Source organism: Blastopirellula marina (assembly GCF_002967765.1).
GTDB classification, from domain to species: Bacteria; Planctomycetota; Planctomycetia; order Pirellulales; family Pirellulaceae; genus Bremerella; species Bremerella marina_A.
This window is the reverse complement of the sequence record NZ_PUHY01000004.1, coordinates 199597-220152: the sequence shown is the minus strand read 5'-3', so window position 1 is coordinate 220152 and position 20556 is coordinate 199597. Positions and strand designations below refer to the sequence as shown.

14 protein-coding genes are annotated in these 20556 nt (G+C 52.6%); 4 read left to right on the top strand and 10 right to left on the bottom strand.

Annotated features, from left to right (window positions below; translation table 11 throughout):
• Positions 1–6 precede the first annotated feature (6 nt).
• The gene (locus C5Y83_RS02280) at positions 7–1224 is read right to left on the bottom strand and encodes a hypothetical protein (RefSeq protein ID WP_105328030.1); all 1218 of its coding nucleotides are present in this window, start codon (positions 1222–1224) and stop codon (positions 7–9) included.
• Between the two features lie 467 nt (positions 1225–1691).
• Here C5Y83_RS02280 and C5Y83_RS02275 point away from each other — a divergent pair, with 467 nt between their 5' ends.
• Complete coding sequence (locus C5Y83_RS02275; protein WP_105328029.1) at positions 1692–3152, top strand: TolC family protein; 1461 nt, start codon at positions 1692–1694, stop codon at positions 3150–3152.
• 390 nt (positions 3153–3542) lie between these two features.
• Here the strand turns inward: C5Y83_RS02275 and C5Y83_RS29050 are convergent, their stop codons facing one another.
• Positions 3543–3728 carry a hypothetical protein gene (locus C5Y83_RS29050; RefSeq protein WP_146117596.1) on the bottom strand — a complete coding sequence of 62 codons (186 nt, stop codon included), beginning with the start codon at positions 3726–3728 and terminating at the stop codon, positions 3543–3545.
• A gap of 166 nt (positions 3729–3894) precedes the next feature.
• Here C5Y83_RS29050 and C5Y83_RS02270 point away from each other — a divergent pair, with 166 nt between their 5' ends.
• From C5Y83_RS02270 to C5Y83_RS02260, 3 genes are all read left to right on the top strand, one after another.
• Positions 3895–4164: a hypothetical protein gene (locus tag C5Y83_RS02270; RefSeq protein WP_105328028.1), complete on the top strand. Its 270-nt coding sequence runs from the start codon at positions 3895–3897 to the stop codon at positions 4162–4164.
• A gap of 122 nt (positions 4165–4286) precedes the next feature.
• Complete coding sequence (locus C5Y83_RS02265; RefSeq protein WP_105328027.1) at positions 4287–6332, top strand: efflux RND transporter periplasmic adaptor subunit; 2046 nt, start codon at positions 4287–4289, stop codon at positions 6330–6332.
• 1 nt (position 6333) lies between these two features.
• Positions 6334–9798 carry an efflux RND transporter permease subunit gene (locus C5Y83_RS02260; protein ID WP_105328026.1) on the top strand — a complete coding sequence of 1155 codons (3465 nt, stop codon included), beginning with the start codon at positions 6334–6336 and terminating at the stop codon, positions 9796–9798.
• 17 nt (positions 9799–9815) lie between these two features.
• Here C5Y83_RS02260 and C5Y83_RS02255 read toward each other — a convergent pair whose 3' ends face one another.
• The 8 genes from C5Y83_RS02255 to C5Y83_RS02215 form a co-directional block, all read right to left on the bottom strand.
• Complete coding sequence (locus tag C5Y83_RS02255) at positions 9816–10991, bottom strand: hypothetical protein (protein WP_146117595.1); 1176 nt, start codon at positions 10989–10991, stop codon at positions 9816–9818.
• Positions 10992–11560: 569 nt separating this feature from the next.
• Positions 11561–13090 (bottom strand): TolC family protein, encoded by a 1530-nt coding sequence (locus C5Y83_RS02250; RefSeq protein ID WP_105328024.1) that lies wholly within the window; start codon positions 13088–13090, stop codon positions 11561–11563.
• A gap of 205 nt (positions 13091–13295) precedes the next feature.
• Complete coding sequence (locus C5Y83_RS02245; protein WP_105328023.1) at positions 13296–14003, bottom strand: ABC transporter ATP-binding protein; 708 nt, start codon at positions 14001–14003, stop codon at positions 13296–13298.
• Positions 14004–14006: 3 nt separating this feature from the next.
• Positions 14007–15233 carry an ABC transporter permease gene (locus C5Y83_RS02240; protein ID WP_105328022.1) on the bottom strand — a complete coding sequence of 409 codons (1227 nt, stop codon included), beginning with the start codon at positions 15231–15233 and terminating at the stop codon, positions 14007–14009.
• Between the two features lie 23 nt (positions 15234–15256).
• Positions 15257–16030 carry a hypothetical protein gene (locus C5Y83_RS02235; RefSeq protein ID WP_105328021.1) on the bottom strand — a complete coding sequence of 258 codons (774 nt, stop codon included), beginning with the start codon at positions 16028–16030 and terminating at the stop codon, positions 15257–15259.
• A 1113-nt stretch (positions 16031–17143) separates the two neighbouring features.
• Positions 17144–18418 carry an NAD(P)/FAD-dependent oxidoreductase gene (locus C5Y83_RS02225; protein WP_105328019.1) on the bottom strand — a complete coding sequence of 425 codons (1275 nt, stop codon included), beginning with the start codon at positions 18416–18418 and terminating at the stop codon, positions 17144–17146.
• Between the two features lie 8 nt (positions 18419–18426).
• The gene (locus C5Y83_RS30105; protein ID WP_105328018.1) at positions 18427–18981 is read right to left on the bottom strand and encodes a DUF427 domain-containing protein; all 555 of its coding nucleotides are present in this window, start codon (positions 18979–18981) and stop codon (positions 18427–18429) included.
• An 81-nt stretch (positions 18982–19062) separates the two neighbouring features.
• Positions 19063–20424 (bottom strand): PQQ-binding-like beta-propeller repeat protein, encoded by a 1362-nt coding sequence (locus tag C5Y83_RS02215; RefSeq protein ID WP_233207047.1) that lies wholly within the window; start codon positions 20422–20424, stop codon positions 19063–19065.
• Positions 20425–20556: the final 132 nt, after the last annotated feature.

Sequence of the window (20556 nt, the reverse complement as noted above, 5' to 3'; positions counted from 1 at the left end):
AAGGCTCTACTGAAACCAGATCGCGAACACGGTGAATCGCCCTCCGAACGTTTGCTGAAGCGTTCGAGCGGTCTCCGGAGAGACTTTGCTGCCTTCTTCGAGGTAGGGAATCGCCGAGACCCCATGTGCCCAGCCGACCAGATCAAACCGGGTTGGCTCAGTAAAGACCCGCTTCAAATTGATTCCTCGTCCATCGGAAACTCGCCAGTGGGGCAACAGCTTCTTCCCTTCTAACACAGTTTCGGCTTCGTCCAAGAAGGTCGCCCATCCTTGGATTCTAGCGTCATTCACGGTCAATGGAGTCAAGCTGGTTTGCTTCGCATTAGGTATCCATTCACGATCATCATCCGTCTCTTTCGTACAATAAGCCCAAACCAAGCGACTATGCGAGATCATCGTCAAAAGATGCTGACGAGCGACTTCCATCCTTCGAGGTTCGGCGACATCGAAGTTGAACATGTGAATCGCAAGGATTCCATCGGCGAATTGATCCATGAACCGGTTTTGTTGATTGGCCTTAAATTGCGCCAGGGGTGAGTCGATTCCATCAAAGAAGATGGCGGCGGTATTATTAAAGAAGCCTTCGGTGTCGTAAGCCAAGTACGCTTCGCCCATCGCTCTCAGCAGATGGGTATACCCAATAAGCCAATGGACATCGGCTTTGTCGAAACCGATATCAAATCGCTGCTGATCTTCATCCAACTTGGCAGCTCGCCAGGCAACCGCCGTAAACACTTTCCAAAAGGTCTCGCCATCTTCGGACTTGCCGTCCCCGTTCAGGTCGAGCCGAACCAGACCGACTGGCAGCTTCAATTTCACATTTGGATCATCTACCTTCGATAGTTCCGCATCGGCAACGGCCAGGTCATCGATGAACTGCTGCATGATCGCCCGCCACTTCAAATACGTCAACGGCTCAGGATTAGGGTTGACAGGAACCGGTAGACGCACAAAAGGAACGCGAGGACTTTGTGGCCTAAGTCCATAGCGGTATAGATTCTGAGAAAGATTCTCGACCGCCTCCAATGTTGAGAAGATCCCTAACGCAAATTGAGCCTCAGCATCGGTCGGGGCCGCTTTCAAACGCTGCTTCATCGCTGCGATGCCGTCATCGATTCGTCCTTCCACCAGAAACGGCTCGACATCCGCCGTAGTCGTTTCCGCAAATACGGGTGAAGCAGCGAAGGTAACGATAAACAGGGAGACGAGCGGGAGGTGACGCACGATAATCTCCTTCGAGATGAGGGGAGGACAATTTAGGTGGAGGAAGCAATCGTGGATTAGTTGACCACAAGTGGTTCGTGGCTAGGGAGCATTCATAAGGCTTACGCGTAGACCGACGGAGATTAGGTCAGAAAACTTGAGAGGAATTTATCGAATTCGAGAACTTCCCTATCCTCAGCCACGAATGCAATGCCTGCGTTCACTGCAACTTGTTTTGGCACAACATGTTACAAAATCAGAAGAGATTCATAGATGTTGACGAGCAGAACTTAATCGCTCTCCAAATCTACCTAACCCGCATAAACCGACCGTTGCACTTAGAAAAATAGATCCAAGCGTCATATTCGGCCGTGCTGTGAGTTACGAGGCTTCCGATCAATTTGCTGGACCGTGCCCTAATTCGACTCTCTTAGCGAACCGATAGTAACCTGCTATTTGGGATCGCGCATGCATGGTGAGACTGCCGAATGTTGGCACTTCGCTCGAAGAAACTGTTCCCGCTTGCGACTCTTTTGGTTATTGGTGGCTGCTCTACCACCGAGCCTTCACGCACAGCCCCGATCGCTGGCCCACTCGATTTTGCAGCGGAACCGACTTACCATCTCCCGAGCGATGAAAAATTATTGGCTCACGGCCGCGAGAATCGCGAGCTTAACTCAATCGATCAACCACCCCCACCTATCGCACTCACGGCATATCAAGAAGCGACCAATACAGCATCGCTGATCATGCTGGAACAGATGGCTCGCGACCGCAACCCGCGGCTGACGCGTCTTTATCACGAATACCAAGCAGCCCTTGCCAAGTCGCAATACGCGGACAAGTTGCCTGATCCTCGGTTTGGGGTCAACGTGTTCGGAAACGCACTCGAAACTGCTGCCGGATCGCAACGAGCCAACATGGCTTTTAGCCAGGCCTTACCATGGTTGGCTCGACTCCAAGCGGATGAGCAGCGAGCAATCTTCGAGGCCTACGCGATTCACGCGGAACTGGAAGCGGAATCACTTCGTGTCGAGGCCGCCGTACGTGCGAATTGGTATCGCTTGTACGTTCTCGACAAGCAAATTGAAATTGCGAAAGCAAATCAAGAGTTGCTTCAATCGCTGATCGATGTCGCCAATGCACGAATCGCAACCGGAGCGGCCTCGCAAGGTGACGTTTTATTGGGCACCTTGGAACTATCTCAATTGGAAGAACGGTTGTTGACCTATCGTCGGCAACGCGAGGGCGTTCAAGCGGAACTGAATCGTTTGGTTGGCCGCCCGGCGGAAACCGTCGTGGCATCTCCCAAAATGTTGACGCCACATCTGCCAGGAATGAGCGCCGAAGAAATCTCGCAAGTGGCGATCAACAATCAACCAGAAATTGAAGCAGCACAAATGCGTACGCACGCTTCGCGTTGGGGCGTCGAAGTTGCCCGACTCATGCGTCGACCTGAGTTCGTGTTATCGGCCAGCTACTATCCAACCGACGACAATCGTCCGCCGAGCACCGTTGTTGATGTCGGGCAAGATCCTTGGGCTTTAGGAGCGCAGGTCAGTATTCCAATTTGGCGTGATAAATACGACGCCATCGAGAATGAGGCCAAATGGAAGCACCAGGCAGCTCATGCGTCCGTCGAAGAATTGACCGATCGTTATGAATCCCTTATTGTTGATCTTTTGGCCGAAGGTCGTCGATCGCAGGAAACGGCGACACTCTATCAGGCAACTATCCTTCCTCAAGCTCGGCAAACCCTAGATGCCGACCAAGCTGCCTATAGCAACGGAACGGTCGAGTTCGATCGTGTAATTCGTGATTACCGCAACTTGCTTACGCTTGAAGTTGGCTACCACCAGGCAATTGGTGACCTCGCTACCGCCATCGCCAAACTTTCGCAAGCTGCGGGGCAAGATGTCGCCCTAAACGCTTCTTCTAACTCGAATTAGCCGATTCTCAACAGATTCCCTTCGTCGGACAACACGCGTCCGACATTGACGCCAGTGGGTTGTCGACCTAGACTTCTAGGATGCTCTACGTTTTAGAAGCAACTTGCTTGCTGCGTAGAGGTTACTGAAGCATTGCAGAGATATTTACGTGTTTCGCTTACTTGGCAAATCAACTGTACTCACAGCAACGATCATGTTGTTGCTACAGACGGTATGCCTTGCCGAAGCATTTTCCTGCTCTTGCTCACAGGCCGATACCTCGATGTCGGCCTGCCAATGCTGTTGCGGGGATCCAACGCAAGCCGCAAATTTAGGCTGTCCCCACTGCCACCAAGACGTGGCACGCAAATCTTGTGACGGAACGGACTCAGTTTCCGCGGATTCGTCCTGTCATTGCCAGCTGAGTGTGCCGCCGTCGGAAGTTTCTCTTTTCAATTTGGAAAGCACCGATGCCGCGACTACGGCATTGCCATTCTTTGACGCATGCACACCTTCTTTCATGGTGGTTTGCCAAGCTTCACCGTCGAGGCCCGCTTCGACGAATCTTCCTTTGCCAGACACTAGCTTTCGGCGCATCGTTCTCTGCGTCTGGTTGACCTAAACAGGGTGCATCCCTCCGTATCCCTTTCTTCAACGAATCGCTCAGCGAAATCTCTACGCCAATTGATCGATTCATGATGCACACTTTCCTGTTGTTTACGTTAGGTTAACGATGCGCTATTTGCTTGCTTCAATTGTCCTTATGAGTCTTGTTGTTGGTTGTGCTCAAACCTCGAGCCAACCGACTACGGAATCGACTGCTGCCGTGAATTCTCACTGCCCCATCATGGGTGGCGACGTCACGGAGGATGGCGGTCGCGCGGAATGGAATGGAAAAACGATCGGCTTCTGCTGCCCTGATTGCGAACCGAAATGGGAAGCATTGTCGGATGAAGAGAAGGCCGAAAAGCTTGCCGCTGCTGACGGCGGCCACGCGGATTCACACGACCATAGCGATCACGATCACTCGTAATTGCCTTATGGTTTGACATGCGAGCGGCTGGCCGAAGCAATTTCCGGCGCGGTCCAAACGTCAGGTAGGCGTCTCGGCTCAGCCGCTCCTTTTCCTGAACTTCCTGTACCAGGAATAACTAAATGGTGATGCAATCCCCCAATCCTTCTGCTCCTTCTCCCGAAGGCCAAACGCTTAGTTGGTGGGTCGGACGACTCATTCCGTTCGGCTTGTTCTTTGCGACTGGTGTCCTGCTGATCGTGCTGCTGGGAATCGCCCAAAGAGTCGGTTGGATTGGAACGGCAGATTCGACCCAGGCGGCTTCCAGCGGGGACGCACAGCAAATCTTTACGTGCCCAATGCATCCACAAATCCGTCAACCAGGACCGGGGCGATGCCCGATCTGTGGTATGGCCTTAGTGCCGGCTTCGTCCGGATCAGCCGATCTCGATGAATTCGCGGTTCAGATCGAACCGGCACAGCGACGGCTAGCACAGATCCAGACTGCGCCAGTCTTGTCGGAGCCCGTTTCTACCACCATCGAATCGATCGGTGTGATTGAGATCGACGAAAGTCGCCAAGCAACGATTGCTTCGTACATCAACGGACGCGTCGAACGGTTGTTTGCCGACTACACAGGCGTGGTCGTGGAGCGGGGCGATCACTTGGCGGTTGTATACAGCCCACAGTTATTTGCGGCGCAGGCCGAATACCTTGAAGCCCGTGCGACGGTCGAGCGAATGTCCAACACTTCGCTGGCGGCCGTCCGCGAGGCCCAACAAAAGCTGCTGCAAAACGCACGTCAGAAACTGGTCGAGTTGGGCATGACCGAACCTCAACTGGACGAACTCGAAACCAGTGGTAAGGCAGAATCGCGGATGACGATTTATGCCCCGATCGGCGGAACGGTCATTCAGAAATTGGCGGAGGAAGGAAAATACATCTCGGCTGGCGAGCCAATATACCGTATTGCGAACCTCTCCACGATCTGGCTAATGCTCGAACTTTACCCCGAAGATGCATCACGAATCCGCTTCGGACAGGAAGTGCAAGCCGAATTGACCGCACGTCCTGGCGAGACACTTACCGGACGTGTCGCGTTTATCGATCCCGAGGTTGATAAGAAGAATCGCACCGTGGGTGTACGCGTCGAACTGAAGAACGACGACGGTCGGCTGCGGCCAGGTGACTATGCCGAGGCAAGAATTGAAATCCCGATTACGCCTCAGGGGCAAGTCTATGACGAAGAACTTGCAGGCAAGTGGATCAGTCCCATGCATCCGCAAATCATTCGTGATGCACCTGGACCATGTCCCATTTGTGGTATGGATCTAGTTCCTACCTCGCGATACGGATTCTCCAACGAACCGATCGGACGTCAAGCTTCGACGGTCATTCCACGCTCCGCTCTCTTAACTGCCGGCAAGAACAGCGTTGCCTACGTCGAGACAGATCCTGGCCGCTTCGAAATTCGCAACCTCAAGCTAGGTCCAATCCTAAAGGACAAAGCGGTTGTTCTGGATGGAGTCAAGCCTGGCGAAATGGTGGCAACCTCTGGCAACTTTCTCATCGACTCGCAAATGCAACTCGCTGGTAAGCCTAGCCTTATTGATCCAACTCGCTATGTGCAACCCAAGGTTCGCAACACGCCCATGAAATTCGACTCGATTGACATCGCTCGTATCGAAGGGCTTGGCGGCGAGGAACTAGAGTCGCTTTATCAAGCTTATTTCGCCATTCAAAACCAGTTGGCTTCCGACAAAAAGCCGACAGGCGAAGCGGCAAGTCAGTTATTCCAGCTATCCCAGAAGTTATCCTCTGATTCGCAGTTTAACGAAACGGTTCACGAGTTGTTAGCAACGATCGCTAAGAACTCCGAACACTTGCATCATCTGTCTTTAGCCGAGGCCCGCAAGAACTTTAAACCAATCAGCCACGCCGTACTTCAACTGGCGACAGAAGTTCGCGGTAGCCGCGCAACTAATTCCTTTCACCAGTTCTTCTGCCCGATGGTCAAGGGTGGGGGAGGGGACTGGGTTCAACCAAACGACCAACTATTGAATCCCTACTACGGCAGCGAGATGCTTCGCTGTGGGGAGCACGTTCAGGAAATTCCATCCGAAATAACGGCAAACACGGCGCCGTTGCCAAGCAGTGATGCTGCAAGTAACCCAGAAGGAGTTCGCTAATATGATGCGCGGAATTATTTCCTTCTGCATACGCGAACCACTGGTCATGTTTGTCGTAACGGCTGTCATGATCATTTCTGGCTGGTATGCCACGCAACATGTTCCGATCGATGCTATTCCCAATATCGGCGAAAACCAAGTCATCATTTTCACGGCCTGGCCTGGCCGATCGCCTAAGGATATCGAAGATCAAATTACGTATCCTTTGTCGGTTGCCATGTTGGCAGTTCCTGATGCGGAGTCGGTCCGAGGAAAAAGCTTGTTCGGCTACAGCTTCGTGCAAGTGACCTTTCATGATAGTACCGATTTTTACTGGGCCCGTTCGCGCGTTGCCGAACAACTCGGGACGGCCGCCTCAATTCTTCCAGAAGGCGTCGTTCCAACTCTAGGGCCCGACGCAACCGGCTTGGGGCAAGTTCTTTATTACACGCTTGACCCGCCTGAAGGAATGAACCTGTCGGAGGTTCGTTCCTTGCAAGACTTCGTGGTGAAATACGAACTGCAGTCCGTGCTCGGCGTTAGCGAGGTGGCCAGCGTTGGTGGCTATGTGCGGCAATACCAGATCGAAATCGATCCCGATCGCCTACGTTTTCATAATGTCCCACTAGATCAACTCGTCGAGGCCGTTCGTAAGTCGAACATAGACGTCGGGGCAAAAACCATCGAGTCCGGCGGCATGGAATTCATCATTCGTGGCCGCGGCTTCATTGGAGAAAATCAGGATAGCGCATCCGCAATTGAAGACATTGAACAAACCGTTGTTCGATCACGTGATGGCATACCACTCCGCATTCGTGATCTCGGTCACGTCCAACTTGGCCCAGAGTTCCGCCGCGGGGCGATTGACTTGAATGGCACGGAAGCTGTTGGCGGCGTGGTTGTGATGCGTTACGGCGAGAACCCACGTGCTGTGATCGATCGTGTGAAAGAAAAGATCGAGCAAATTGAACCAAGCCTGCACGGTGTCAAAGTAAACATCGTTTACGACCGTACTGGCTTAATCAATGAAACGATCGCTACGTTGACGTCTGCGCTCACACAAGAGATCATGATCACCGCCCTGGTAATCCTCTTGTTTCTGTTGCACGTGCGGGCCAGTTTGGTCGTGGCACTGACTTTACCGATCGCCGTGTTAATGGCGTTTGTCGCGATGTATGTTTTCGGCATCGATGCCAACATCATGTCGCTGGCGGGGATCGCCATTGCGATTGGCACAATGGTCGATATGGGAATTATCGTTTCGGAAACGATTTATGACCAACTGGCCGATTGGGAACGCGATGGCCGACCAGGTGGAAATCCGCGACGCCTGGAAATCATTCGGGAGGCAGCTAGCGAAGTTGCTCCAGCGGTCGTGACGGCCGTGATGACTACGGTCGTGAGCTTTCTGCCTGTCTTCATGCTCACAGGACGGGACTATAAACTGTTCGCTCCATTGGCTTGGACGAAAACCTTTTCGCTGATTGCGGCCTTGATTGTGGCGGTTACGTTAGTGCCGCTACTGAGTCGGTTTCTTCTGCGAACCTCCCAAGCAAAACAACGGACTCGCGTGTTCGCTGGTATTGGTCTTGCCGTTCTGGGACTTACGTTGGGTCTATTCATTGGCGACACGCTACAAGCCGCAACAGGACTATCGAAGATCTTGCTTTCAATCGTGATGGCAGCAGTTTTTGGCGGGCTCGGATACTGGATGGCCAGCGAACGCCTGCGGCCGGTCGACGAGAACCCAACGAGCCGTTTAATCCTTTGGATTTACGAACCTCTTCTGAGGCTGTTCTTGGCACGGAAGGGGGCGTTCCTGCTGATTCCCTCGCTAGTCATTTTGCTCGGCATCGGAGCCTGGATCGGTCTCCCCACAGTTCTTAAACCAGCTGAACAAGGCGCGAAGCTCCTCGGTGCAAATCTGGATGAAGTCCCCGGTTACGTCGAGCTGAAACATACCTTTACCGGGCTCGAGTCTGACGACTGGATCGCCTTGGACGAAGGAAGCTGGTTTTACATGCCCTCGCTCTATCCAGCCGCCAGCTTCTCGCAAGCGATGGAAGTCTTACAAACGCAGGATGCATTGATCAAAGAGATCCCTGAAGTGAAGGATGTACTTGGGAAAATCGGGCGTGTTGAATCCGCGCTCGACCCTGCTCCCGCGGCAATGATCGAAACGTACGTGATGCTGAAGCCAACTAGCGAGTGGCGGGAAGGGGTGACCACACAAGACATCTGGGAACAAATCAACGCCGTCGCGACTTTGCCAGGTGTAACCCCTGCTTCTCCACTTCAACCAATCGAAGGGCGCGTGGTGATGCTGCAAAGCGGAATCAAGGCGTCGATGGCGATTCGTATTTATGGAGATAGCCTGGACGGTCTTGCCGATGCTTCCCTGCAAGTTGCCAAGCATTTGAAAACGCTCCCTCAGGTTAATGCCTCTACGGTGAACCCTGATATCGTGCTGGGCAAACCGTACGTCGAGTTTAAGGTGAACCGCGATATCGCGGCCCGCTACGGGATGTCGACGTCGATGGTCAACCAAGTGATCGAAACGGCGCTCGGGGGAGCGAACGTGACCCAAACGGTCGAAGGTCGCGAGCGTTATCCGGTTCGAGTCCGCTACGAACGACAACTACGAGAACAACTCTACGAAATGGACGACCTTCCCGTTGTGAGCCCATCGGGCGAAGTGATCCCGTTGTCGAACCTAGCTACGATGGATACCACCTGGGGCCCTGGTGTAATTAACAGCGAAGACGCAAGACTTGTCGCACACGTCTCGTTTCAACCGTCCGGAGCGATGGGTGACCTGGAAACTGCGGAGTCGGTTGAGCAAAGTTTGCTGGCCGCCCAGCAAGAGAATCAATTGAAGCTTCCCAAAGGGTACTCGATGGAACCTGTGGGATCTTTCCAAAACCAAATCGAGGCGAACCGTCGCCTGATGTGGGTCATACCGCTCGTGATCTTTATCAATTTGTTCATCATCTATCTGCAGTTTCGACACATCCCAATCTCCCTAGCCGTGTTCGCAGGCATCCCGGTTGCCTTCGCAGGAGGCATGCTTTGTCTTGCGTTCAACTCGGTCGAAGTGAACACCGCGGTTTGGGTCGGGTTCATCGCATTATTTGGAATAGCGGTGGATGACGGTGTGGTGATGGCAACCTACTTGGACCAAGTCTTCACGCGAAAACGACTCGAAACGGTAGAGGACATTCGAAACGCGACCGTCGAGGCAGGTATGAAGCGAATTCGTCCCTGTTTGATGACGACATTCACTACCATCATCGCACTGGTGCCAGTTATCGTTTCAACCGGTCGTGGCAGCGATGTCGCCAAGGCCATGGCCTGGCCGGTGGTGGGTGGTATGACTGTAGAACTATTGACCCTATTCGTCGTGCCGGTCGTCTTTGCAGGCTTCAAAGAGTTCAAAATGAATCTAGGTCTTCACGATCGCCACTGGGCAGGTACTGAGGAAGGGTAATTACCTAATCATTAACATCAGGATTTGTCCGCATTCGTCGATATCGCCTGCGCAATCCCAGCTTGCACATCGAGATGGTCGACTTCCCGCAACCACCCCATTTCAGGAAAATAAATCCCGGCTTGGTCGAGGGAGTCCAACAACTGAATATGAAACGCCCAGGTAACCGCAGGCTCGTCGGATAACAATTCAGGCAACCTCGGTATTTGATTTAGAGCTCCGAGATTCCTAAGATGTTGCAATGCAGTACATCGGATCTCTTCACGCTGCGAACAATCGGTAAGTAGCGATTGCAGTCGAGTTACCGCTTCTTCCTGATCAGCATGATGGACGTAGGTCGCCAGCGTCTCACCCGCATGAATTCCTAATGTGCTCGCATCTTGCAAGTGATTCCAAGCGAAATCTGCAATAGCGTAATTCTTTGACACATGACCGAGCTCGTACATTGCACTCTTGCGAACTAGAAAAGTCGTGTCCTCCGTTAGTTCCAAAAGACCTTGCGTATCGCCCCAAACACGAAACGCTTTTGCCGAGGCATCGCGTACGATAACGTCAGCATGGCTAAGAAAGTGACGACGTAGTATCGCGTGTTGTTTGGAGCCATAGTGACTCCAATCAATCGCACTCAAAAGCGTCTGCAAAGATTGTGTCGGGTAATCAGGATTCGACAGGACGTTCACCAAATCATCAAACTTCATGACAGTCTTCTCTTTCGCAAGAGAATAGGCCGAAGCGTCAACATCAACACCCGGAGCAAATTCATCCTTCGTCAAGTCGAGTATCTCCCAAATAGGTCGACACCATTGTTGGAGATATCGCTGGGCATCCGGATTGGCACTACGCAGAACATCAGTAAATTGGAGTCGCAGTTCGCGAAGTGTACTTTCGGCAACTTCTGCGATCCCAGAATCACCATTTGTTCGCAGATCGGCCAGTCTCCGAATCACTCGCTGCGTGGGATAGTATTTGAGCGTCTCGCAAGCGGCAATGACCGAGTCAGAATCGTTATCAAACGTTAATTCCCAAAGGCTCATTTCAGCAAGGATTGGCTCATCCCACAATAGAACTTTAGCGGCAGTTCGACGTATCATCGGTGAACGATGACGAAGTGCCGCGATCTTAATCGCCTGGTACTTGTGTTCGTCAAAGAAGAACTCCATCCGAAGCAAGGCATCTACTTGAAGTGGTTGCACAGGGTCTGATGCAACCTGGACAATTATTTCCCGACCACATAACCCCATGCAGCGTAAAGCATGGCGCCGAGTGATCAGATCTCCCGTCTTCCACCATCGTTCGATATCACTTGGATTCGGATCGTTTCCCCAATCAAGTCTCGTCAAAGCCGATGAAGCTGCTTCTCTGATGCTAGGCGACTGATCTACGTCCAGTATCAATTCACGGAGCGCCAATTCCGAACGCGGGTCAGATAATCTAATTAACGAAACGACCAGATCGGTCAACTCATCGTCTGAACATTGATCACTTGCCAATCTGTCGATAAGCCGAGTAGTCCATGCGAGATTACCATTTTCGATAATTCGCTCATAAGGGATCATCTCTGAAAATCCACGCTCGCTGTAGTGTCGTTGGCAGGTTTACCTGATCGTGCTACTTAAATGGACGGTTGTCTCCGATGGCGGTTCACTTTTCTTGGGGATAATGAACCGCCATGCCATTGCTCCGGGCAGGGATAAGCGTATTTCCAGACTTATCCATGCCGTGCTTCAAGTTTAATATTCACGTCGCTTTATTTTCAGCGACACTATTGTTGACTAAATGTCTGTCCGCGCAGGGAATCTCCGAGGGAATTGGTATTGGCGGCATCCAAGGCACCGGTCAGCAACAGTCCGTCAACTTTCGCTTGCGCCTGGGCTAGATCTCCTAGAGAGGTCAGATAGTTGAGGTTCGTATCGAAGTAAGTTCGCCGGGCGATGAGCGTTTGAATGAAAGAAAACTCGCCCGCCTGATATGCAGTCTCCGCTAAATCCAAAGTCTTTTGAGCGCGGGGCAGGATAGCCTGCTCGTAACGTTGAACGGCGACCTGCGATGAATTGTACTCTTGAGACACCTGTGCCAGGCGAGCCTTCAAGGACATCTCGATCCGTTTGACTTCGTGCGTGGCTCGACTGTATAGGTTGAACGCGGCGGAAGTATTCCCTTGATTGTTATTAAAAACGGGGATTGCACCGCCGACCTGCACCTGAATCATGCCCGATCCAGTTGCGTTATCAACACCACCTTGAAGATTAGCCGTGAGGTTGGGAATGGCCTGGATCTCTTGCCGCGACAAATTAGCTCGGGCCTGACATACGCGACTGTGGGCGGCGTGCAGTTCCGGACTTTGACTAAGAAGCTCGTTGAAGACAACTTCCCAGTCCAGCGACTCTTGAGCAGCATTCAAGTCGCCATGCAACTTCGATAGTTGCATATTTGGAACACCTGCGGCCGCCGCCATTTCCTGCCAAGCAGCATTCCAGCGATACTCGGCCTGTTGCCGCATCACCTCCACTTCGTTGAGCTGAATCTCCGCTTGAAGGAGATCGGCCTGAGGCGATTCTTCCGCCTGAAAACGACGCTGAGCTAGTTCCGCGCCCTTCTGAATCACCCCATGAAAGTTGTCGATTACTTCCATTTGCCGCTGGGCGACCAGCGCCTGAATAAACTTCATCCGTACATCGGTTAGCACACGCATCCGTTGAGATTCCACATCCCAGCGCTGAGCTTCAGCGGAATGCCCTACTACGTCCTGATTAAGTTTCAGTTTCCCAGCTGTCACGAAGGTCTGCTCGACATAGGCGAGATGTTGGTCCGTTTGCTGATCAGCCAATTGATTGCCAGCATAACCGACACTCGGATTCGCCCACCGCCCGACCTGGTACTGATAGTCCGATTCTGCTAGAGCCGATGCCGATAATGCTCGGATCGCCGGGTTGTTTGCGAGCGCGATATTTTGAATCGACTCCAAGGTCAGAGACGTTTGCTCAACGTTTGGGATCGGCACTGGTGCTGTCACGTTGGCAAGTGATGTATCTTGCAGTGGCGAGGAAGCTTGGAACCCCACAAGCTCAATCTTGTTCGTGTTGTCGCTTGCTGCAGCCGTTTCGAGTTGCAGCTGGATCGGTTCAGGCGAAGGCCGTATGGTCGCATCGTTCCTTAGAGCGACATCGGTAGCAATCGGCCCATCGAACGGCGGGACCTCGTTACTGGAGCTTCCCGTGCGACAACCTAGCCAGCTGGTACATCCGATCGCAATCAGCAATAGCGAACGCATCGTGGTGTGTGACATCTTCATTTCAACATCCTTGTTGGATCGGTCATTTTCTTGCTTGGGTCTAGATACGGAGCGTTCGCTATTCTGAAAAAGACTTGAAGCGATGTTTGCGGGTCAAACTTTGAATTCAATGAGGCGCAGTTGATAATCGCTTTAGAAGACTGCTAATGATCAAGGAGAAGCGAGCCAGCGAACGCTCACTTCTCCTTTGGGAACAGTACGACGACTACGCCGCGGAGGCCGTTTGTGATGTCGCCATCACCAGTTGGTCACTCTCTACGAGCGATCCGTCAACTAAGGTGAGACGTCGCGTTGCTCGCTCGGCGACACTTGGATCATGTGTCACAACGACCAAGGTTCGCCCTTGCTGATGACAATCGTCAAACGTTTTCAACACGACCTCACGGCTGGTCGGGTCAAGATTGCCAGTCGGTTCGTCAGCCAAAATAATCCGCGGATCGTTGACCAACGTTCGAGCCAAAGCGACTCGTTGCTGTTGGCCAACACTCAATTCCGACGGCTTGTGCTGCAAACGCTCTGCTAGGCCCAAACGGCCCAGAAGATCAATGGCTCGTTTCTGCTGAATGTCCGCAGGTAAGGCGGAGAAGCTTAGCGGTACTTGTACATTCTGTACCGCTGAGAGGTAAGGAATGAGATTAAAGCTCTGAAAAACGAATCCCATCTTTTCTCCACGCAATGCCGATCTGCGCGCCACGGATGCGTCGTAGAGGGAAACGTCATCAACGACAATCCGACCCGCAGTCGGCGAGAGCATTCCCCCAAGCAGCGAAAGCAAGGTCGTCTTGCCACTTCCACTTGGACCGACAATAGTCACGTATTCGCCTTCCTCGATCCGCATGGCTTCACACTGAAAGGCGGTTAGTGTTTGACCATGTCGTGAGTAGTCCTTACGGACACTTTCAAGTTGAATCATGTGTTACACCTCCCGAAAACAGATGCATGGATCAAGTTGCGCCGCGCGCTGTGCTGGCCACCAAGCCGCCAATAGCGCGACCAAAGTGGCAACAAGAACGGAAAGAACCGACGTCCCGATGAGTGGCGTTATCGCCACGCCCGCCCAGACCGGGCCAGCGATTACCGCACCGACAATTCCGATCACGCAACCAATGGAACCCGCAGCGAGTCCTAGTATCAGGGCTTTGCCGAGAAATAATCGCTGGATATAGCTCGGTGTCGCCCCCATCGCCATCAAAGTGCCGATTTCGCGACGACGTTCTCGCACGTTCGCCGCGATCGCGCCGGCCAAACCAACGCCACCCACCACGATCAACACCGCCAACACAATCCAAGACGTCTTGGCCATCAACGTATTGACGCCAACCTGGGTCTCAACGACCTGAGAGATCGTCACGACCTTGGCGTTCGGCAATAGTTCGCGAAGTTGCGGCACCAAGCTGCCTGCTGCATCTTCGCAGCAGCCGACGATCTCGATCGCGTTGCAAGTGGCTCCTTGCTCCCAGATTCGTTGAACCGAATGCAGGTGAGCAAAGATCCGCCCGTCATCCACCGTGCCAGTTTCAGGCAAGACGCCGATTACTGTGAACGTATCGTTCTTCAGGCTCAATTGATCCGCGACTTGGCAATTCAGTTTTCTCGCAATATCAGCTCCGAGCACGAGAGCATTCTTATCGAGATCTTGAATCGCTCGATGTTTTACCAGGGCATCTGGGGCCTTCAGTTCATCGGTCGTGGCCACGTTTGCCTTTTGACAGCAACCGGTATCGGTTGCGTTCATGAACATTGCCGTGGCCTGCCAACTTGCTAAGGTGTCGACTTCGGACTGAGGAAGTATGCCGGTGACGGCGACCGAGTGTCCCTGAATTTCCGTCGATACATTAAGTCGGGGTGAAACTTGTTCGACACCTGACAAACCAGCGAGAAAGATTTCAGCCACGTACTCTTCCGGTATCGTGCCACCGTTCTGATCAGCAGCATAATAGTCTTGCAGCGTTGCCTCTTCCGGCAGGACGAGGATATTTGCGCCGAGATTTGTCAATTGATTGGCCACGGCCTCTTCCGAGTAAACCGTGACGTGCCGGATGGCCACCAGTGCGGCGACCCCGAGCAATATCGTTAGGCTATTGAACGCAACCGCTGCCGGGCGCGACTTTAACTCATGCCATATCATTAAACGAAGATTCATCGCTTCTCCTCTTTAAGACAGACTTAGCGACGCGAAGTGCTGACAGACGACGCTTGAGTGGACGTGGCGTGCTTGCAGTTTGGATCGTCACAACACTTGCCTGCCTTATGGATTGCAGCAGCAATTTGCTCCGCCGTCGACGTTCCGGTGAAGTGGCCAACCAATACGCCTGGCGGAGCGATCAACGCCGCATATGGTCCTTGAACCTGCTTGGCATCCACCTTCAACTGCTGCATCAGACGAGCTTCCTCGACACTACGAACGTTCAAGGCTATCAACGCCATGCGATCTTTGAACAGCGGATCAAGTTGCAGTGCTCGTACACCCGCTGGGACGGCTGCTTGGTCCGACTCGGTTAGGCAGACGAAGACAAGCTTCTGGTCCTGCAGCTGCTTCATACACTCCATCATCACGGGCGGAACGATTGCTGCATCGATATTGGCCTTCGCGACCTGGCGTGAAAAGAGACCGGTCACAGCTCCGTTCGGGGCGACCGCCACGGTCATTGGCATCGGGGCTCGGCTGACCTTGAACTGCTCGGCCAACGCCTGCCCTTCGGGAGTTGCCATACTGGCCGTAGTCATCGTCGCCCGTTCACCGTGACTTGCCGCGGCTTGCTGGACTACGCTGAGCATCTTTTGAGTGGGCGATGTGTTATCGCGATAGAAAACAACAAACGTAAATTGGCCCGCTTGTTGCGACTTCTCCAGGGCAGCATTCGCCTGCGCAAAGCTCTTACTACAGGCGACACTCATAAGGCAGGCAACTGCCAGACAAAAATGAATCACAATTTTCATCTTGGTTCCCCTAGGATGAAATGGTTTACTTTTCATGCAAATGGATACGCTTCTCCCGATCCCAATTAGGATGGAATGAGCCACAGACTGGTCGCGGTGATCTACGCGAAACGCTCGATCACAATGACCGATTAGCAAATCGATACGAACGAATGGTAAATCAACGACCTTCGACAGAAGGTCAATTCACCTACGCGGCCTTAGAGCGATAGAACCGTCAATGCAAGATGAAGGCGCAGCGCCGCCTTGGGGTAGGGGGATGTTAGCCGCAAGAAACGGTTTGCAGGTCGTTCTGGCTGATACGAATCGGAAATCATCGCCCCACTGTGTGTGGGAAGCCAGACTGGCGAAAGAAGCATCTGCTGCAGGCTATCACAGGACGAGTCGCTTAAGATGAAAGCACACTTGTGCTTCACACATCCAACGCAATCATGCTCGTTATGCTGTTCCGAATCGAAGGCATGCACTACTTCGACGGACGTTCGAGCTGGCTGACAACAAAGTTCGAACTCGAAGTCATGATCGTGCTCAGTACAACAGGTGCAGTATGCGGCAGAACACTCGTGGACATGAACACAATCGCAAGCATTCAGACAACGCACACAACAGCCAATCACACAGTGAACGATCACTGCGACGACTGCTATCAGTGCTGTCGCTCGCCGAGGCATAGCGATGAATTCCGTCAAAAACGTTACGATTGGTTCCAACGGACTTATCGACGCCTGACCAACCGAGTCTGAATGAATTTTTGCTCACGATTTCCTCTGCCATAGTCAGCGAGTCAACTTAAACCGAATCGGGGTACGCACCCCATTACTGTCACTTCCTACCGAACGTCACCAGAGACTTCGCAATCGCCTTGCTGCGATTTCTTGCGATCACCTCAACCCTGACTAAAGATTCGGAGCCGGTCAGGATGCACATTCAGACACTGATCAACAAGGGAATCTGTGCACCTTCCACGTCGTTATGCTCTAAAAAAGGTCGCAGGCGAAGAGAGAATCGACATGCGTTGCCATCATCATCGTAGTAGACACCTACCGGAGCGGCCTCGAACGCGTAGTAAGCAAAGCAGTTCGATCCCGCCTGAGAAGCTAAGATCGATATAACTTACTCATTCAAGACGCTCATCTTTTCGACCGTCTTGCCAAGATCATCCAACATAGCCTCGGCAGCTCGTCTCCCTGAACTCATGGCTCCGTTGATTGAGGCGGTGTCACAATAGTCACCGCAGCGGTAGATGCCGGTTGCGAGGCGAGAGTCCTTTTCGACGGGATCAAGCAGTGGAGGAACCTGTTGGGGTAGGGCGTAATGAATTGGGTAAGTCCTCAAGTGCCGCCAATCGTCAACAACCGAGCCGAACCACTCGCGTAGCTGCTTCAATACGGTATCGACTTGCGGTTCTCGATCGGCCTCAGGTAGAGACGTCACGGAGATCAAAGATTGCCCCTTCGGCGCATAGTTATTGGCGACTTGACTTGGTACACAAACATTGTTCACCGGACCACGCCCTTCACCATTGAGCATGAGGATTGGCTCGTCAATCGGTGGTTTGTCGGCAGCGAAGTACATGCAGACGACGCGATTCGCTTTGTCGCGAGTTGGATTTCCCATGAGCCTATTGGCAGATGGTTCATCAGTTGCCACAACGATCTGTTTGGCGGATAACTGCTCGCCAGAAGAGAGTTCCACAACGCCTTCACGAACTTCTTTTACTGGTGAGTTGAATCGAAGTGCGCCTTCAGGAAGTCGGCTAGCCAATTGATTAGGTATCGCGTTCATTCCATTAGCGGGCAAGGCAGCATCACCATTCGAGAACATGCGAAACACGAATTCACACAGCCTGCGTGACGTCTTCAACTCGTTATCTAGAAATACACCGCCCAGAAATGGACGAAAGAACCTTTCGATAACTATTGGAGAAAAGCCCCGCTGCTGGAGCATCTCAATGGTTGGAATGTCCGGACGCTCGTAGAGCCGTGTCAGGTCGTCTTTGGTAGTTTCGCTACGAAACTTTGCAATGCGCACCTTGTCTAGGGTGGAAGCAACCGGTGATAGGGCCGTCGAAAGTAAGTCGCTAGGTTTACGCCAAGGATCCGTAAAACGATGAAACTTACCGTCAAACCAAACGAGGGCGCCCGGCGTGAAACAACGCAGTTCTAAATCGGTATAATTGAGGACTCTCGTCGCCTCTGGGTACGCAGTCAGAAGAACTTGAAAACCTCGGTCAAGCAGAAAGCCCTGATGCTCATCGGTAGCGATCCTCCCGCCTGGGGCATTGCCAGACTCTAGCACGAGAAATTTGAGCCCCCGAGACCGGAGTTCCTCCGCACAGGTCAACCCCGAAATGCCTGCCCCGACGATAATTACGTCCCATTCTGCCATAACAATTCTCACCACCCTAAGGTACCCGACTCGCCCTTAAACGGCCCCACAATCTCCGGCGTGATCCACCCTCCGTAGAAATCGCCGGGCTGTGACAGAACGGTGTTTCCATCCACCGTACAGTTAAGTCGACCGGGATAGAATGCAAAGAAGCCTTTAATCGGTTCAAATTCCGCAAGAGGCTGCTCATAAGACCAGCCGACGTCAACGTGTACTTCCTGTTCTGATATCTCCAGCGACCAATATGTTGCCTGTCCTTTCCACTCGCAGAATGTGCTGCTCTTGGATCGCCTGAGGAAATTTTGGTCTACGTCTGTAGGTGGCAGGTAAAATGTTGGCGGACTCGCTGTTTCGCAGATTCGCAAGCTCCGTGTGGTGCGTGCAACGATGATCTCGTCAAAGCGAACAATTACCTCGCGGTTGTCCTCCACAATCGCCGGAGGCCTTGGGTAATCCCAAACTGATTCTTGGCCTCCACGAGGATCGATCGCAAACGGCGGACGTTGTTGCCCGTTGTTCTTCCATTGCCCTCTAGCCAGTCTGACCCCGTCGGCATGATCCATAATTCTAAGGCTTCTCGATGATGTTGGTTGATCGCGTACTTCGCCCCACCAACTTCGGCTGCCCGCTCCATAGGAAAACGTTCAGTCTTTATTGGCAATGCAGTACAAGTGTTCAACTGTGCGAAGATAGATTCGCCCATCGGCCAGTGCCGGCGTTCCCCAGGCTTGTTGGTCGAGTACATTCACGGAGACCACCCTAAGTTCGTCGCCTGCGGAGATGACATGCGTGTTCCCGTTGGAATCCATTGCATAGACATGTTCACCATCGGACCATGGTGAAGCCCAGAATGCAGGAGCACGACCAACCCGACGCTTGTATTCCAGACGCCCACTTTCCGCATCTACGCAGCGGACGATTCCAAGACGACGTTCGAAGAAGTACAGATTTCCGTCCAAGTATGTGGGAGATGCCATTTGAATGCCTGACTCATCCATTCTCCACTGGACAAATTCGCTACTCATTTGATCATCGGGCGGGGTTATATCACCGATTCCGCCAGGCTTGATTGCATAAAGCCGTCCTCCTCCATCATCATCGCCACCTCGGTTTCGCAACTCATTACCGATGTAAAGACGATCGCCGACTGCCAATGGCGTTGCGGAAGAACGTCCTTTGTTCATGTCGATCTTCCATAGAAGTCTTCCGGTAGAAGGGTCATATGAGCGATACGTCGTACCGCCGACGATCAATTCATTCCGCAATGAATTCTTCCATATGAAAGGACTACTGTACTGGGAAGACTCATCACGATTGACCCTCCAGATCTCTTCGCCTGTAGTTGCCTCTAGGGCTACGAGAAACGATTGTTGCTGATTGTCGACTTGTACGAACAATCGATTATCAAGAATAGTCGGAGAACTCGCCGTACCCCAACCGGCTCGCATTTCGTAGATGCCTAGATCCTTTTGCCATAAAATGTTGCCATCCATATCAAGACAAAAGACGCCATTCATTCCGAAGTATGCGTAAATCCGTTCTCCATCAGTCACTGGCGTTTCGGTCGCATAAGTGTTCGTGCTATGCCGCGGGAGCGGTGGTTTTCCCGTCTTGACGGTCTTACGCCAGATGACCTCTCCGTTCTCACAATCGATGCAAACGACTTCGTAGTGATAAACCACATTTACCAAGTCATCGCGATCCCGTCCGTAGCCGCCGTTGTTGGACTCGGGTCGAGTTGTTTTTTCCCGGGCAACATCCGAGGGAATCGCGGCCGTGAGGTAAACGCGATCTTCCCAGACGATCGGCTGCGACCATCCTTCACCCTGTAGCGGAACCTTCCAGCGGATGTTCTTTTGAGCGCCGTTCTCGTCAGACCAAGTAACGGGAAGCTGTGAAGGGGAAATCGCGTTCGAGCCCGCACCGCGAAATTGCGGATAATTATCAGCGACACCGACGCTCGCAATGAGAAGAGACAAGAAAAGTGCTGCTATGGAGAGTTTCATTTTCTTGATCCTTTTTCTCATTGATTTGCCGTCCGGAGTGCAGGACCGATAATCAAGTCGGGTGTTAACTAAGAATTCGACAAAAATCGAATTAACGAAGATACGTGGTGGAGAGGAATCGTTTAAAAACCA

Excerpts from the sequence above, each read along its gene's own strand:
- C5Y83_RS02275 (WP_105328029.1), top strand. The coding sequence starts at position 1,692 with ATGTTGGCACTTCGCTCGAAGAAACTGTTCCCGCTTGCGACTCTTTTG.
- C5Y83_RS29050 (WP_146117596.1), bottom strand. The coding sequence starts at position 3,728 with ATGCGCCGAAAGCTAGTGTCTGGCAAAGGAAGATTCGTCGAAGCGGGC.
- C5Y83_RS02270 (WP_105328028.1), top strand. The coding sequence starts at position 3,895 with ATGAGTCTTGTTGTTGGTTGTGCTCAAACCTCGAGCCAACCGACTACG.
- C5Y83_RS02265 (WP_105328027.1), top strand. The coding sequence starts at position 4,287 with ATGGTGATGCAATCCCCCAATCCTTCTGCTCCTTCTCCCGAAGGCCAA.
- C5Y83_RS02260 (WP_105328026.1), top strand. The coding sequence starts at position 6,334 with ATGATGCGCGGAATTATTTCCTTCTGCATACGCGAACCACTGGTCATG.
- C5Y83_RS02250 (WP_105328024.1), bottom strand. The coding sequence starts at position 13,090 with ATGAAGATGTCACACACCACGATGCGTTCGCTATTGCTGATTGCGATC.
- C5Y83_RS02245 (WP_105328023.1), bottom strand. The coding sequence starts at position 14,003 with ATGATTCAACTTGAAAGTGTCCGTAAGGACTACTCACGACATGGTCAA.
- C5Y83_RS02240 (WP_105328022.1), bottom strand. The coding sequence starts at position 15,233 with ATGAATCTTCGTTTAATGATATGGCATGAGTTAAAGTCGCGCCCGGCA.
- C5Y83_RS02235 (WP_105328021.1), bottom strand. The coding sequence starts at position 16,030 with ATGAAAATTGTGATTCATTTTTGTCTGGCAGTTGCCTGCCTTATGAGT.
- C5Y83_RS02225 (WP_105328019.1), bottom strand. The coding sequence starts at position 18,418 with ATGGCAGAATGGGACGTAATTATCGTCGGGGCAGGCATTTCGGGGTTG.
- C5Y83_RS30105 (WP_105328018.1), bottom strand. The coding sequence starts at position 18,981 with ATGGATCATGCCGACGGGGTCAGACTGGCTAGAGGGCAATGGAAGAAC.
- C5Y83_RS02215 (WP_233207047.1), bottom strand. The coding sequence starts at position 20,424 with ATGAAACTCTCCATAGCAGCACTTTTCTTGTCTCTTCTCATTGCGAGC.